This is a genomic window from Gimesia chilikensis (assembly GCF_008329715.1).
Classification (GTDB): Bacteria; Planctomycetota; Planctomycetia; order Planctomycetales; family Planctomycetaceae; genus Gimesia; species Gimesia chilikensis.
Map to the genome: position 1 here is coordinate 115299 of NZ_VTSR01000006.1, position 13690 is coordinate 128988.

The 13690-nt window shown below is 54.1% G+C and carries 7 protein-coding genes and 1 tRNA gene; 3 read left to right on the top strand and 5 right to left on the bottom strand.

Translation table 11 applies throughout. The features are described from left to right. The first annotated feature begins 104 nt into the window (after positions 1–104). The gene (locus FYZ48_RS07665) at positions 105–1190 is read left to right on the top strand and encodes a pentapeptide repeat-containing protein (RefSeq protein WP_149339064.1); all 1086 of its coding nucleotides are present in this window, start codon (positions 105–107) and stop codon (positions 1188–1190) included. 35 nt (positions 1191–1225) lie between these two features. Here the strand turns inward: FYZ48_RS07665 and FYZ48_RS07670 are convergent, their stop codons facing one another. From FYZ48_RS07670 to FYZ48_RS07690, 5 genes are all read right to left on the bottom strand, one after another. Continuing rightward, complete coding sequence (locus FYZ48_RS07670; protein ID WP_149339066.1) at positions 1226–4687, bottom strand: efflux RND transporter permease subunit; 3462 nt, start codon at positions 4685–4687, stop codon at positions 1226–1228. 3 nt (positions 4688–4690) lie between these two features. Continuing rightward, complete coding sequence (locus FYZ48_RS07675; RefSeq protein WP_198422190.1) at positions 4691–6790, bottom strand: efflux RND transporter periplasmic adaptor subunit; 2100 nt, start codon at positions 6788–6790, stop codon at positions 4691–4693. Between the two features lie 223 nt (positions 6791–7013). Continuing rightward, on the bottom strand, positions 7014–7472 hold the full coding sequence (locus tag FYZ48_RS07680) for a hypothetical protein (protein ID WP_149339068.1): 459 nt from the start codon (positions 7470–7472) through the stop codon (positions 7014–7016). A 79-nt stretch (positions 7473–7551) separates the two neighbouring features. Next, positions 7552–9051 (bottom strand): TolC family protein, encoded by a 1500-nt coding sequence (locus tag FYZ48_RS07685; RefSeq protein ID WP_149339070.1) that lies wholly within the window; start codon positions 9049–9051, stop codon positions 7552–7554. A gap of 270 nt (positions 9052–9321) precedes the next feature. Next, positions 9322–9395: transfer RNA gene (locus tag FYZ48_RS07690), tRNA-Val, on the bottom strand. Positions 9396–9670: 275 nt separating this feature from the next. Between FYZ48_RS07690 and thrS the strand changes: the two genes are divergently transcribed. Next, positions 9671–11851, top strand: coding sequence for a threonine--tRNA ligase (gene thrS, locus FYZ48_RS07695; RefSeq protein ID WP_149339072.1), 2181 nt, complete (start codon positions 9671–9673; stop codon positions 11849–11851). Positions 11852–12310: 459 nt separating this feature from the next. Next, the gene (locus tag FYZ48_RS07700) at positions 12311–13678 is read left to right on the top strand and encodes an aspartate aminotransferase family protein (protein WP_149339074.1); all 1368 of its coding nucleotides are present in this window, start codon (positions 12311–12313) and stop codon (positions 13676–13678) included. Positions 13679–13690 lie beyond the last annotated feature (12 nt).

Genomic DNA, 13690 nt, shown 5'->3' on the forward strand with positions numbered 1-13690 from the left:
TAAACTGGATTGCTAAATCATTGTTTGCGTCTTTCGAGTAAAACCGCCATAATCTATACATCAGCACACACGCAAACCTATCCTTTACAGACTCATCCATTTCTATGACTATTCGCTTAAAACTGGTTGTTACAATATTACTCCTGACTTGCTTTTTGATCCCAATAGCAATCCTAAGTTGGGAAGGTTTAGAAAATCGATATAAGATTGCAATTCAGGTTGCCAGCGCGGAACTCTCATTAGTTGCGATTTTCTATCTTGTTTCCTTTTTTTATACTCGACATGCATCCATAGCAGATAGAGATCAAAATGAATCAACCGAGTTCCCTGCCCATGATTTCGGAAAACTGATCGGTATTTCGCTTGTCTTTTTAAGTATATTTTTTTTGCTGGCAACTGCTGTACTGCTTGAGAAACATAATCGATACCTCGATTCTCAACTGGAGTTTCAGTTCAAACAACAGGCATTGATCAGAAAACAGACTGAGTTCGGGATAACAGCAGCTAAGCAGGCCAAACGAAGACAGCTACTGGATACCCTTTATCAAGAACGAGACCCCAAGGATCAATCAATACCAGAGCTCTATGGAACATCTTTCGGAAAACATTCCCCAAGGCTTCCGAAAGCCGATTTACGATCCAGACAGGAAGCAGTCCTTGAATTCATTAAATTGGAAAGGGATCTTGGAAAAGAAATTGATCTAAGTAGGGCCTTCCTCAACAATCTTGACCTCGGAAAATACAGACTCAAAAGACACCACCTTGAAGGTGCCTTGCAAGGCGCTAATTTTGAAGCAGCTCGTTTGGCAGGTACCAATTTTAAGGAAACAAATTTACGAGGAGCGATTTTCCGAGGAAGTAATCTGGAGTCAGCACGTTTTTCCAGCTCCGATTTAACCGGAGCAGATCTTCGGGCCTCAAATCTTGAGGGAGTAATTTTTTCTGAGACTCGACTGGCTGGCGCTCGATTGTATGGATCCTATATTAAACTGACCATATTTTTTGATTCGTTTCTGGACGGCGCAATTGTGCGTTCTCCTAAGTGGATTGAGAATTATATGAAGATTTCACCCAAATTTACTATCTTTCGCTTAGATCATTACAAACTCGTAAAACAACAAGACGAATCGGGAAACACTATCTATGTCTTCGACGGACAAGACCCGGTTCTGCTGGCTAAAAAACCTTAGTCTGAACTCAATTGACCAATATGAAATTGAACTCGCTAATCTTCCACGCCCGCCCAGTGAGGATCATCGAGTCCCAGGTTCATCTTGAATTCCTTGTAAGCCACAAACAGCACGGGCACCACGAACAGCGTAATTAGCTCGACAGTCATCCCGCCGACCACCGGCCAGGCCATCGCCTTGGCCACATCGGAGCCGCGACCGGTCGAAAAGATCACGGGCATCAATGCGATAATCGTGGTAAACGTTGTCATCAGACAGGGGCGAATCCGCTTGAGCCCTGCCTGCACTGCCGCATTGCGAATATCCTCGCTGGTGTTGAGTCGCTTCCGGGTGAATACCTGATCAAGATATGTTGCCATCACCACGCCATCATCAACGGCGATACCAAACAGGGCAATAAAGCCAACCCAGACTGCCGTGTTAATCTCAATCTGGTTCCAGCCCAGAAAGATCATACCACCGGCAAACGCGACCGGTATCCCGGCAAACACGGTCAGCGCGATCGATAGATTGCGGAACTGCAGATAGATAATAAACAGGTTGGTGAAGATCACCAGGGGCACCACCCACATCAGCCGCTGGTTGGCTTCAATCTGGTTCTGAAACGATCCGACTGCCTGCAGTGCGTAACCCGCCGGCAGATCCAGCGAACCTTCCTGCTGCGCAGTCCGCAGGCTGTTTTCAACGGTATCCACGGTTTCCAGAGCCCCTTCCTGCCCCGAAGGAGAGAAAGAGACGTAAGCCACCAGTCGTGCGTCTTCACTATTGATCACGCCGGGGCCCCAGGTTGTCTTCATCTCTGCCAGCAACGAAAGCGGAATGATCTCTCCCGATTGTGTGACCACGGGCAGTCGATTCAGTTCGTCAATCTGTTCCCGCAGGTTTCTTTCATAACGGACACGGATCGGATAGCGTTCGCGACCCTCGACAGTCCGCGTTACGTTAGATCCCCCCAGTGCCGTTTCAATCACCTCATTCACCATCGCGGTCGACATCCCGTATCGGGCCGCAGTCTCCCGACTCACATCAAATTCGACATAAGGTTTACCCAGCACAATATCCGGATTTACAGTTGCGGCATTGACCTGGGGGATCTGCTTGAGATGATCGGCCACAGCGATCGAAGCTTGCGCAAGACCATCCAGGCTGTCGCCGTAAATTCGGATTGCCATCGACGCCTTGATCCCGCTCTGCAACATCACCACACGCCCTTCGATCGGCTGTAGTGGAGATGCGGGTGTCACACCGGGCAATGTTGCGACCGCGTTGATCTGATCCCAGATATCGTTGGTAGTCACACCGGGCCGCCACTGATCGACGGGCTTAAGCATGACGTATGTTTCAATCATGGCCGCGGGAGCGGGATCGAGGGCCGACTCAATCCGGCCGATTTTCCCCAGCACGTTTTCAACCTCGGGAATCTCACTGATTAACGCATCCTGTGTCTGCAACACTTCCATCGCCTGGGAAAAGCTGGCTGCAGGATAGAGCGTCGGCATATAGAACCAGCTCCCTTCATCGAGGGCAATCCAGTCATTCGTTGACAGTCCGGGAAACATGTGCTTCACCTCAACCCAGCCAGGCACTTCGTTGGGCTCGACACCCAGAGCCCGGGCTCCTTTTTCGAGAGGCTTCAGCACGGCTGGCATACCAATCCAGCTTCCCAGACCGAGCAGCACGATCAGTGTGGGGCCAGTGAAGAACAGGTACTTATGTCGCATGAAAAAGCGGAGCGTGGGTTCGTATAAATAATGAATCAGCCGCGCAACCGGGTTTTCATCGACAGGACGCAATCGTTCTCCCAGCAGCCAGAAACAGCTGATTCCCGCCAGCCCCACTGCAATCAGCGTCAGCACCGGTAAACTCAATGGCAACCACCGTTGGAAATCTGAACCGAAAGACCAGGTCAGAATTCCACAAACCAGCGCGAACACGACCGACACAATCAGGCGTTGTCTCCAGGGCCTGGGATTCGAATTCAGAAACAGTCGACTCAACAGGGGAACGAGCGTGATCGCCACAATCAGGGCCGCGGTAATCGAGAAAGTTTTCGTCCAGGCCAGCGGCGCAAACAGTTTGTAATCCCGTCCGGTCAACATGAAGACGGGAAAGAAACTGACAACTGTGGTCATCACCGCCGTCACGACCGCCGGGGCGACTTCGGACGCCGCTTCATAAATCACACGTAGCCGCTGCTCCTTGCCCCCGGGACGCCCTTCCGTTTCCCACTGGGCCAACGCATCGTAGATCGACTCGGAAATCACAATCCCCATATCCACCATCGTCCCAATCGCGATCGCGATCCCCGCTAATGACATGATATTTGCATCAATACCAAACACGTTCATCGCGATAAACGCCATCAACACGGCAATAGGGAGTGTGATTGCCACCACCAGGCTGGCCCGCAAATGCAACAGGAACAGCAGAATCACCACCGCAGTGATGATCACTTCCTGAGTCAACGCGTCGGTCAGCGTTGCAATCGTTTCGTTGATCAGGCCGGTACGATCGTAGACCAGTTTGAAATTGACGCCCTTCAGCCCCGGTTCAATCTGGGCCATCTTGGCTTTGACGCGATCGATCACCTTGCGGGGATTTTCGCCGAACCGCATCACGACGACGCCCCCCACTGCTTCGACGCCATTTAAATCGATAGCGCCTCGACGAAATTCCGGCCCGAGTTGTACCCGGCCCAGATCGCGAATCCGGATAGGCACGCCTTCCTCAGAACGAATGACGGTTTGTTCGATATCACCGACCGCCTTCTCGGTGCTCTGTTCGGCGCCAATAAAACCGCGTCCCCGGATAATGAATTCCATCCCTCCGGATTCCACCGTCTTCGCCCCCACATCGATGTTCGATTTACGAACGGCATCGATCACCTGATTCAGGGGAATATTGTGAAACCGCAGTTTATCCGGATCGATTTCGATCTGATACTGCCGCACATAACCGCCCACGCTGGCAACTTCACTGACTCCAGGCACCGCCTGCAGTTCGTATTTGACCACAAAATCCTGCAGGCTCCGCAACTCCGCCAGATTCATTCCCGGCGGTGGTTCGAGCGTGTAATACAACACCTGGCCGAGCCCGGTGGCATCCGGTCCCAGAGTCGGCACCACGCCCTCTGGCAGCAGGGCCGCCGCGGTTCCCAGTTGTTCAGCGACCCGCGAACGGGCCCAGTAGAAATCGGTACTGTCTTTAAAAGTGACCTGCACGAAGCTGTAACCGAACAGACTTTTCCCCCGCACCGACTCGGCATCGGGAACTGCCAGCATCGACACCGACAGCGGGTAAGTCACTTGATCTTCCACATCTTTCGGAGAACGTCCCGGCCAGGCCGTAAAGATAATCACCTGGTTCTCGCCGATGTTGGGAATCGCATCGATGGGCACATCCCGAACGCTCATCCAGCCAAAACCGACCAGAACTGCAGTCACGCAGAACATGATCAGCGGCTCACGAATACTGAAACGAATCAGGGCACGCAGCATGACTTATTTTCCTCCCTGATCTGAATTCGGTTGCTGATTCGGTTTCGCTTCTCCTGCAGGAGGCAGCTCCGATTTCTTCTCCGCTTTCCCGGTCGGGGCGAAAGTCTCCACCAGTTCTCCACAGCGCAACATCTGGCTGCCGAAATAGGGATTCACGAGTTTGAGATCCGGCTGCAACCAGTCGCCGCCCCCCTCGGGAACCATGGGACAGTAGAAGTGCTGATAAGCCTCTTTCGCTGTCGCACCTCGCACCTGTGTTGCCAGTTTCACCACCGCATGGCTGATCGGTTTGAATTTCTGGCGGGCCTCTTTCAGCGAAAGATGATGCAGATGCGCCGCGTTCTCAGCGATCTGTTGCAGTTCCTGTCTGACAGTTGAACTCAGCTTAGCATCCTGAGCCAGTTGAGCAGCCAGTTTCTGTAAGGTGGTCGCCTCCGATTCGTTCACAGGTTGATCACCGGCAAACTGTTTCTGAATCTTGAAATAAGCCGCATACAGTTTTTCTAACTGCGTACCGGTCTCCCCTGCGAGCTTTTCAATCTGAATCGAATCAAACTTCAAGGGCCCTTTTTTCTCTTTCGATTTTTTATCCGGCTGATATTTCGTTGGATCAATCAGGCTTGGCTTCCCCGAAAGCTGCATCTGGGAATCGATCAGGAAATTACCCGATGTGGCGACCTGTTCTCCCGGTTTGACTCCGTCCAGAATCACCGCAGTGTCCCCCAGCATCGGACCGAGTGTCACATTTCGGAGTTCAAATCGGCCCGGCTTCGTTTCGACATACACAACACTGTGATCGCCGGCCATCAGCACCGCGGACCGGGGCACGGTTAGTGCCTGTTTCTGTTTCACAGGCTCCTGGCTGTAGCCAAATCGTGAAGTGGGTACTAATTTCATCCCACAGATGGGACAGTCTCCTGGCTGGTCCCGGATGACCTGGGGATGCATCGGACTGATCCACTTCCCTGCCAGCTCCGCATCGTAAACGGCCCCTTGGGGACCGATGGGAACTGTAATCTGTGCCTTGGCATAATCGCCCGGCCTGAGCTGTCCATGCTCGTTACTGAATTCCACCCGCACACCAACAGTTCGTCGCTGGGGATTCACTGTTGGATCGATAAACACGACCCGCCCCTTCAGAGTTTTACCAGGTAATGACTGCAGCTCGGCATCTACCTGCTGACCAAAGCGGATGCGGGCGGCATCTTCGGGATAGAGTTCCAGCATCAGCCAGACCGTCGTCAGATTGGCGATCCGATAAATGGGCTCCCCCGCTTTGATGTACTTCCCTTCTTCGGCCAGTTTTTCTGTGACGGTCCCCCCCATCGGAGCGTAAATTGTTAGTCGCGACTCTGCCTTACCGGAAGAGAGCAGCTGCTGAATCTGCTCGTCCGTCATCCCCAGTTCCACCAGTTTCTGCCTGGAATTCGCGACCAGTTTTTCCTGTGCCTCGCGCACCACACCCAACGCTGCGGAACTCATTTTCTTGAGTGCGTTGCGGGCTTCCAGCAATTCCACTTGAGCCGAATACAATTCAGGACTGTAGACAATCGCCAGATGGTCCCCCTTGTCTACTTCGATGCCGGTATAATCGGCGAACAGTTTTTCGATCCGTCCATCGATATAAGCGGCGATTGTGGCCTGCCGACTCTCATCGATTTCAATCGAGCCGATGGTTTCAATCGTCGAGTTGACTGCCTGCGTCTTCACTTCCGCTGTCTGTATATTAGCCAGACGACGCTGCGCCGGTTCAATCGTCACCGCCAGCTCATCAATGTTGGCCCCCTTCTTCGCTGCCGGCACCAGTTCCATCCCACAAATGGGACAGCGTCCCGGTTTGGGCTGGCGGATCTGGGGGTGCATGGGGCAGGTATAGATCGTTTCCTTACCCCCTTCGCTGGTCGACGCAGTGGTCGATGTGCCCGACTGGATCCAGCCGACTCTCTGTGCCAGGCCCACCAGTACAATCAGTAACAGTCCCACCGCCAGAAACAGGGCGGTCGGCAGTATTTTTCTCAACCACCAGCGGGCAGATTTGCCTTCGGGGTGTGGTTTTGTGTCTGGTGAGTTCTGTGGTTGATCATTAGTTGAAGATGAAGTCATCTTGCGTTTCCCGGTTTTCTAAAAGAGCGACCAGCCGGTTGTTAACAACCAGCGGTGGACCGTGCCGGATGAACCGGCCAGCCGCCCTGTTTCTCTGGAAATTCAGTCTGAAACTGATGCATACGACAAAGAGCGGAACATCTCTGTAACGTCATGACAGAGACTTACTGGAAAGAGGGGCGCAGCGAGACTCTTTTTACGATAAGAGGTGCGCCGGGAGCAATCAGGTCAGCGAGACACAGAACAGCAGTTGCGCAAAATGCGAAGGGCTGCCGTGATCCTGCCTCTCATGTCGGGCAGGACGAATTGCAGATGCATCGGAAAACAGGCCTGTAACCGGGGGTGTGGCCAGCACGCTGACCAGGGAAACGGGAGTCTGCTGTGACGTCGTCTGTTCCGGTAGAGCGGGGGCGGTGCTTTTCTGAACACACTGACAACGAGCGTGCAGCTGACCACAAGTAGTCTCGCTGGATTCCTCTTCTGCAGACTCAGTGGTAGCCTGTGTCTGTTGTTGGCAACAAGACATCTCAGTGGTATCGGACACGTGGTCAATCGCTACTGCCTGGCGATTACAGCGGCTCTGCAGACAACAGCAGCCGAACAGAGAAGACGCACCCAAGGCCTGCGCACACAACATCACTGTGGTGATCCAGATCAACAGGATTTGACAGGCAGACGCCATCGAAGGCTCCAGAAATAACAGGACATCAGACTCTTATATCAATATAGAGTCTGAGCCTGTTGAAGTCTACCCGGATTTTTTACTCTAGTTCCGGTAGCGCTGGCGGTGCCGGAGCATGCAGTGGCACATCCTGTCCTGAAACACGACTGAGTTGTGTCAGGGCGATCGCCAGTTCGCCGATGGCCTGGTGGTAGCCCAGCTCAAGCGTCAGCAGATTGCGATAATCGCGAATCACGCGGTCAAACTCGACAGCCCCACGGGAATAGGACTCCTGGTCGGCCCGCAGGGTCTGCTGTGCCTGGGGCAGAATCGTATCTCTATAGAGTTGTGCCGTCTCTTCCGCCCGACGGGCTTCGGCCAGCAGTTCAGTAATCAGCGCATCGTAGCGGTCCAGCAGGTCACTTTCGGAATACGTGGATGCCAGATGCTTCCAGGTTGCTTCATCTTCCAGCGCGTCGTATTTCTCTTTCCAGAGCGGAATACTGACTTGAGCTCCCAGCGACCAGGGATCCTGTCCTACCTTATACAGATTCGAAGGGGGCCGGTTGTTGTCCGTGAAGAAATAGTTCGCCGACAGTGTCAGTTCCGGACGACGACTCAAATGAGCGACTTCGATTCCCCAACGAGTGGCCTGCGTCCGGAGTTGAGCCGCCTGGATCTCCGGTTGAGAATCCCGGGCCTGCTGAAAGATCTGCTGTGAAGACAGAGTCGGAAGATCGATCTTCAATTCCTGGGGTGTCAAAATCGACGTATCCGCATCGCGAGCGATGAGCCGATTGACTTCTGCCTGAATCGCAACCCGCAACTTTCGATAGGTCAGCAGTCGTTCTTCCAACTTGCTGAGTTCCAGCGTTCCCAGCAGAACGTCCCCCTGGGTGGCACTTCCGGTCGAAATCTGGGCATTCGCCACATCGATCAGTGACTGCAGCAGTTGCTGGTTGGCTTCTGCAGTTTCAATCTGCTGGTCGATGACATACAGCCGATACCAGCCCGTCCGCACTGCAGCGATGACCCGCAGTCGCTCCGAGAGATAGTCAGCCCGGACCGCAAACGCTTCAAAGCAGGCCTGCTGCTCCATCGCATTCAGTTTACCCAGCCAGGGAATCGCCTGGCTCATGCTCATCACCGCCCGCTGAGAACCGGAAGCCGTCTGCAGCGGAGCCCCGAAGACATTCGCTCCCAGTTTCGGGTCGGGTAACTTATTGACGTAACGGGAACGGGACGATGCGGCGTTGTACTCCTGGTAGAGCTTGATCAGTTTGGGATTCTGTTCCACCGCCAGCATCTCCAGTTCACTCAGAGGCTGGGAGATCGCCGGGTGATTTACAACCACGTCAGAATGAGTACCGTCGGTCAATTCCTCCGGGGCAGATTTAACACCCCCGGTCTGGAGAATCTCCGCTTCCGTCACCGGTTCTTCAACGACAGTTGCCTCGGCAACGGGAGTTGGCTTTAAATCCACAGAAGCTGTGGTCGAAGCGGTCTGCACGTTGGTTGACTGCGAGGCACAGCCAGTGATGAGTGCAGCTGAGAGTGCCAGCCCCAGTCCGCGCGCTCTGCCAGAGGGATGTTCCTTCATCCTGAAACCTTATAGCTGTCTCTGATCCAGGCTCCCTCCTGGAGCAATACACGATCAGAAGTATGACTTAAAAATGGCACGGTCCTGAATAATGATCGACTGGAGCCCCGCTCCGGCTGTGTGCATGCTGACGAATTTGACGGTTTGCAGGGAGGACAGCGACCGGTGGTAGCGATTACAGGGATCGTCCCAGTCGGGAAAGCAGGTTTGCACAGCAGATTGAGGTGCGCAAAAAAAGCCCTAAGTCCATAACAGACAAGGGCTTTCAAGTGGACGATACTGGATTCGAACCAGTGACCTCCACGATGTCAACGTGGCACTCTAACCAACTGAGCTAATCGTCCTGAGGTTTCAAAAGATTACGGATCAGGTTCGATATCGTCAAGTTCCAGAACACTTTCTGTGAAAAAAACTGCTGATTGGAAGAGTCGGGCGACCTGTCTGACCGATCATATCAATTTCACAGGATTCTCACGTTTTGCCTGCAAAACTGCGAACATTGACGCGGGCTGTGCCTGTCGAATATAAAGACCGTACCTCTTTCGAACTGCCTGATCAGTGAGCCCTTTGTAACGGCGACTGTGGCGGTTCCGACTTTAGAAGAAGTTCAAAAAATCGAATGATTCAGATCAAGTTACCCGATGGAAGCGTAAAGGAATTTCCCGAAAACAGTTCAGCACTTGATGTCGCCCAGTCAATTGGGGAGCGGCTGGCCAATGCAGTCGTCGCCGCGGAAGTCGACGGAACCATTTGTGATGCGTTTCGTCCTCTGAAGGACATCTCTGACTCCAATGAAATCTCACTCCGCCTGCTCACCGAGCGGGACGCCGAAGCACTCGGCGTGATGCGACACTCCTGTGCCCACATCATGGCACGGGCGGTCATGCGGCTCTGGCCCGATATCCAGCTGGCCTTCGGTCCGACTCTGCCACACGGCTTTTACTACGATTTTGGGCTGGAACACACCATCAGCGAAGATGACTTCCCCAAAATCGAAGAAGAGATGAAGAAGATCATCAAGGAAGAAGAGCCCTTCGAACGCTTCTCGCTCGACCGGGAAGAAGCCATCTCCTTCGTAAATGAGATGCACCAGTCATCCAAAGCCGAGCATATCGCTACCGGTCTGGCCGACCATCCGCAGCTCAGCTTCTACCGCCAGGGCGAATTTGTCGACCTCTGTCGCGGTCCGCACATTCCCAATGCGGGGAAAGTCAAAGCCTTCAAGCTGCTCTCGATCGCGGGTTCCTACTGGAAAGGGGATGCCGGCAACAAACCGCTGCAGCGTCTGTACGGCACTGCCTGGTTCAGCAAGAAGGACATGAAAAAATACCTGGAACAGGTGGAAGAGGCCAAACGCCGCGACCACCGTGTGCTGGGGAAAAAGCTGGGGCTGTTCCAGATCAATCCCGAAGTCGGTCAGGGACTCTGCCTCTGGCTGCCCAAAGGGGCGACCATCCGTGCGGTCCTCGAAGACTTCATCAAGGTGGAACTGACCCGCCTGGGTTATCAGCCCGTCTATTCGCCGCACATCGGTCGTGTGGAACTCTACGAAACCAGCGGGCACTTTCCTTATTACCGCGATTCCCAGTTCGCTCCGCTGTTCGGCCACGACGCCGGTCAGCTGGTCGATTTCTGGGTGCGTAAACTGGAAGAAGATGACCTCTCCGCTGAGCAGGAAGAGACCCTGTTCCAGTCCTCGCGGGTCATGAACTGCGACTTCGAATTCCCACCTGGTGCAAGCCGGGAAGAGAAACTCAAAATTCTCAAGGACTGGGAACACAAGCATGAGCGGTTCCTGCTCAAGCCGATGAACTGTCCGCACCATGCAAAGATGTATCAGGCAATGCCCCGCAGCTATCGCGATCTGCCCGTGCGACTGGCGGAATTCGGGACCGTGTATCGGCACGAACAGACCGGGGAACTCAACGGGATGCTTCGTGTACGGGGTCTGACCCAGGACGACGCCCACATCTTCTGCACCCCCGAGCAGGTTGAAGACGAATTCCGGGCCACACTGGACCTGGTAAAATTCGTGCTGGCCTCGGTCGGTCTGGACAACTTCCGCGTGCAGCTCTCGCTACGTGACCCGAAGAGCGACAAGTACGTGGGTAGTGAAGAGAACTGGCAGCACGCCGAAGACAGTCTGCGGAAAGTGCTCGCCGATTCCGGTATGCCTTACACCGAATGTGAAGGAGAAGCCGCGTTCTATGGTCCCAAGGCCGACTTCATGGTCTCGGACTGCATCGGACGTGAATGGCAGCTGGGAACCGTGCAGCTGGACTACAACCTGCCTGAGCGGTTTCAGCTGGAATACACAGGATCGGATAACCATCCGCATCGTCCCGTGATGATTCACCGGGCCCCGTTCGGTTCGATGGAACGTTTCACCGGGATGCTGATCGAGCATTTCGCCGGTGCCTTCCCGCTCTGGCTGGCTCCGGAACAGATTCGTGTCCTGCCCGTCAGCGACAAGACACTGGACTACGCCAACGAAGTCGCTGCTCAACTGCGACAGAACGGCTTCCGAATTTCGGTCGATACTCGCAGTTCCAAGGTCAACGCGAAGATCCGCGATGCCCAGCTGGAACTGATTCCTTACATGTTCATCGTTGGTCCCAAAGAGGCCGAACAGACTGCTGTCGCTGTCCGCGACCGCATCGACGGTGACCTGGGTCCCATGCCTTTAGCCGACGCGATTGCCAAGCTGAAGGAGGAGGTCGAAGAACGCCGCGTCCGTCAGGTAGCGGAAAATACGTTCGAAGCCCTGGAAGGTCAAACCGAACAGGCCAACGAGTATTAAGCCCGGTATCGGTATTATTCTGATTGATGTAGCACGGGCGGACCTATGTGTCCGCCCGTGCTATTTACACTCTTTGTTCTGAGATGTAGAAGCCATTTCTCAGAAGCATCCCGGGGTGTGAAGTCAAGCCTGCATTACCTGTATTTATCCACGAGTATTAGTTAGAAATCGTAGGGGCTGCCCTGTGTGGCTGCCCGTTTTCTGAAACGTGGTCTGGAGGAAATTCGTGCGATTGCTCTGTTTCCCTTCACCCCATATCAAATTTGAAACCAACCAGGCGGGCGGGCACATAGACCCGCCCCTACTTTTGATTACGCAGACTCTTTGATATTTCACCCTAAATCCGTTATAAAATGCGCTATGCGGATTTGTGACTTTATTTAAGAAATCACCCCCGCCCTTCCCGGTTCTGAGATTGCTTCAGAACGTTTTCTTTCCTGATTTTGTGAGTACATCACCATGAGCCAGGCCGTGGGACAGCAGATTGAAGCTGACTTTTTTGCGAAATTTCCAACCTCTGCGCAAGATTACAAGAAAGCATGTGAACTCTTCCCCAGCGGAGTCACCCACGATGGACGGTATATGAAACCGTTCCCGATCTATGTGGACCGCGCTCAGGGTGCCCACAAATACGATGTCGACGGGAACGACATCATCGATTACTGGAGCGGCCACGGTGCATTGATCCTGGGGCACAGTCACCCGGCGATGGTTGAAGCGGTTCAGGCACAGGTCGCGAAAGGAACTCATTTCGGGGCCTGTCACGAACTCGAACTCGAATGGGGCGAGCTGGTCCGCCAACTGGTCCCTTCCTGTGAAATGCTCCGCTTTACCAGCAGTGGTACTGAAGCGACCATGATGGCCCTCCGCGTCTCACGGATCGCTACCGGTAAGACCAAAGTCATCAAGTTCGCCGGCCACTTCCACGGCTGGCATGATCTGCTCACCCAGGCTTCTGAGCCTCCCCACGATGACAAAAGCTACGCCATGCCCGGCGTTACGAATGGGGTCTCCGACGAACTGGTCATCATTCGTCCCAATGATCTGGAACTGGTTGAACGCACGATCGATGCACATGACCCGGCCTGTATTATTGTGGAAGCGACCGGCAGCCGCTGGGGTGTGGTTCCCCTGGAAGACGGCTTCCTGCAGGGACTTCGCCAGCTGACCGCAGATAAAGGCGTGCTGCTGATCATGGATGAAGTCATCAGTGGTTTCCGTGTGGCCCCCGGGGGTATGCAGGAAGTCTGTGGCATTGTACCGGACCTGACTTCACTCGCGAAAATCGTTGCCGGTGGTCTGCCGGGAGGTTGTCTGGCAGGACGGGCCGACCTGATGCAGGCGATTGCCTTCGACAACCCCTTCGGCCAGAAAATGAAACACCCCGGCACCTATAATGCCAACCCGCTCTCCGCCGCCGCCGGGATCGCCGTACTGAAAGAAGTTGCCACTGGTGAACCCTGTCGCCAGGCGAACGAAAGTGCAGCGAAGCTCCGCAGGGGCATGAATGAAGTCCTCACCCGCAAGAATGTGAACTGGGCCGTCTACGGCCAGTTCTCGATCATCAAAGTCTTCCCCGGCTACGATGGCCCGCGGCCGGAAGACGATTCGTTCGTTCCGTATGACAATGACTTTGATAAGCTGGACCGCAAACATGATGCTCGACTGGGGCACGCGTTCCGTTGTGCTCTGCTGCTCAACGGTGTGGACTGGTTCGGCTGGGGAGCGATGACAACCGCTTCGCATACTGACGAAGACATCGATTTCACAGTCAATGCATTTGAACGTGCGATTGACGCATTGCGGAATGACGGTTTGATCGACTGAGGTCCGACCCGA

Coding starts and splice junctions, on each gene's coding strand:
- FYZ48_RS07665 (WP_149339064.1), top strand. CDS start 105: ATGACTATTCGCTTAAAACTGGTTGTTACAATATTACTCCTGACTTGC.
- FYZ48_RS07670 (WP_149339066.1), bottom strand. CDS start 4,687: ATGCTGCGTGCCCTGATTCGTTTCAGTATTCGTGAGCCGCTGATCATG.
- FYZ48_RS07675 (WP_198422190.1), bottom strand. CDS start 6,790: ATGACTTCATCTTCAACTAATGATCAACCACAGAACTCACCAGACACA.
- FYZ48_RS07680 (WP_149339068.1), bottom strand. CDS start 7,472: ATGGCGTCTGCCTGTCAAATCCTGTTGATCTGGATCACCACAGTGATG.
- FYZ48_RS07685 (WP_149339070.1), bottom strand. CDS start 9,051: ATGAAGGAACATCCCTCTGGCAGAGCGCGCGGACTGGGGCTGGCACTC.
- thrS (WP_149339072.1), top strand. CDS start 9,671: ATGATTCAGATCAAGTTACCCGATGGAAGCGTAAAGGAATTTCCCGAA.
- FYZ48_RS07700 (WP_149339074.1), top strand. CDS start 12,311: ATGAGCCAGGCCGTGGGACAGCAGATTGAAGCTGACTTTTTTGCGAAA.